A 1,090-nucleotide genomic window follows, 5' to 3' on the forward strand; every position below is an offset into this window, starting at 1 on the left:
GCTTCAGGGTCTGCCGCGCCTGGTCCGAGGACTGCGGCCGACTGGAGGGCAAGACCAACGTCCAGGCCGGTAGGGCGGCAGACCTGGACGTCGACTTCCTCCATGTGGAGAACAGCCGCACGCTCCGCGCGGATCCGGCGGCGCGGGCCCGGCTGGTCACGGCGCTCGATGAGATCGCGCGGGGCTGGTGAGCCGGGTCGGGCACGGGGGGATGCGAATGGGGGTGCAACTCTCGGGTTGCACCTGGAGAGCTGACGTGCAACTCTGGGGTTGCATTCAACGTCGATGAAGGAGCCCCTCATGAGCGAGGACCGGATCGAGCGCGAAACCCTGATCGCGGCGCCCCTGGAACGGGTCTGGTCGCTGGTGGCCCAGCCCGGGTTCTGGGTGGCCGACAAGGCGAGCCTGCCCGGCACGGTGGCCAGGGAAGGCGAGTCGATGGTGGCGAAGAACCCGGAGCACGGCGACTTCCCGGTGCGGGTGGAGAAGGTCGAACCGCCGACGTATCTCGCGTACCGCTGGACCAGCGCGTTCCCCGGAGAGGAGCTGCGCGAGGACAACAGCACCCTCGTGGAGTTCACGTTGGCCCCGGAAGGCGACGGTACGCGACTGCGCGTCGTCGAGAGCGGGTTCGCGGCGCTGGCCGGGTCCCAGGAGCTGCGCGCCCAGAATCTCAAGGACCACAGCGCGGGCTGGCCCCTGGAGCTCGACGCGCTCAGGGCGCGCGCCGAAGCCCCCGCCACGTGACGGTGGAACGTCCCGGCGCCGCCGAGGCCGTGGACAGTGTCCTTGCCGCGCTCGCCGACCCGACCCGGCGTCAGCTGCTCGACCTGCTCGCCGAGCAGGACGGGGCCACCGCGACGACACTCGCCGCGCGCCTGCCCGTCTCCCGGCAGGCGGTGGTCAAGCACCTCGCCGTCCTGGACGCCGCCGGGCTGGTCTCCGGTGGCCGGGTCGGACGCGAGGTGCGCTACACGGTCCGGCCGGCGGCACTGGACGCGACGGCGCGGTGGATGGCGTCGCTTGCGGCCGACTGGGACCGGCGGCTGGCGAACATCAAGCGCGTCGCCGAGGCGGCCGAGCTGGACGC

The 1,090-nt window shown here is 72.3% G+C and carries 2 protein-coding genes and 1 pseudogene; all 3 read left to right on the forward strand.

Translation table 11 applies throughout. The annotated features are described in order from the left end of the window. Positions 1–191, forward strand: a pseudogene (locus AOK08_RS42110) (hypothetical protein); the annotation flags it as partial. 109 nt (positions 192–300) lie between these two features. Next, positions 301–747: an SRPBCC domain-containing protein gene (locus tag AOK08_RS42115; RefSeq protein ID WP_055535875.1), complete on the forward strand. Its 447-nt coding sequence runs from the start codon at positions 301–303 to the stop codon at positions 745–747. Next, a partial coding sequence (locus tag AOK08_RS42120; RefSeq protein WP_055535877.1) for an ArsR/SmtB family transcription factor occupies positions 744–1,090 on the forward strand: 347 nt, incomplete at its 3' end. The genes AOK08_RS42115 and AOK08_RS42120, both read left to right, overlap by 4 nt.

Origin of the sequence: Streptomyces graminilatus (assembly GCF_001418565.1) — a bacterium.
Taxonomy (GTDB): Bacteria; Actinomycetota; Actinomycetes; order Streptomycetales; family Streptomycetaceae; genus Streptomyces; species Streptomyces graminilatus.

What these genes read in the sequence shown, in the direction of transcription:
- AOK08_RS42115 (WP_055535875.1), top strand. Translation starts at nt 301, where the DNA reads ATGAGCGAGGACCGGATCGAGCGCGAAACCCTGATCGCGGCGCCCCTG.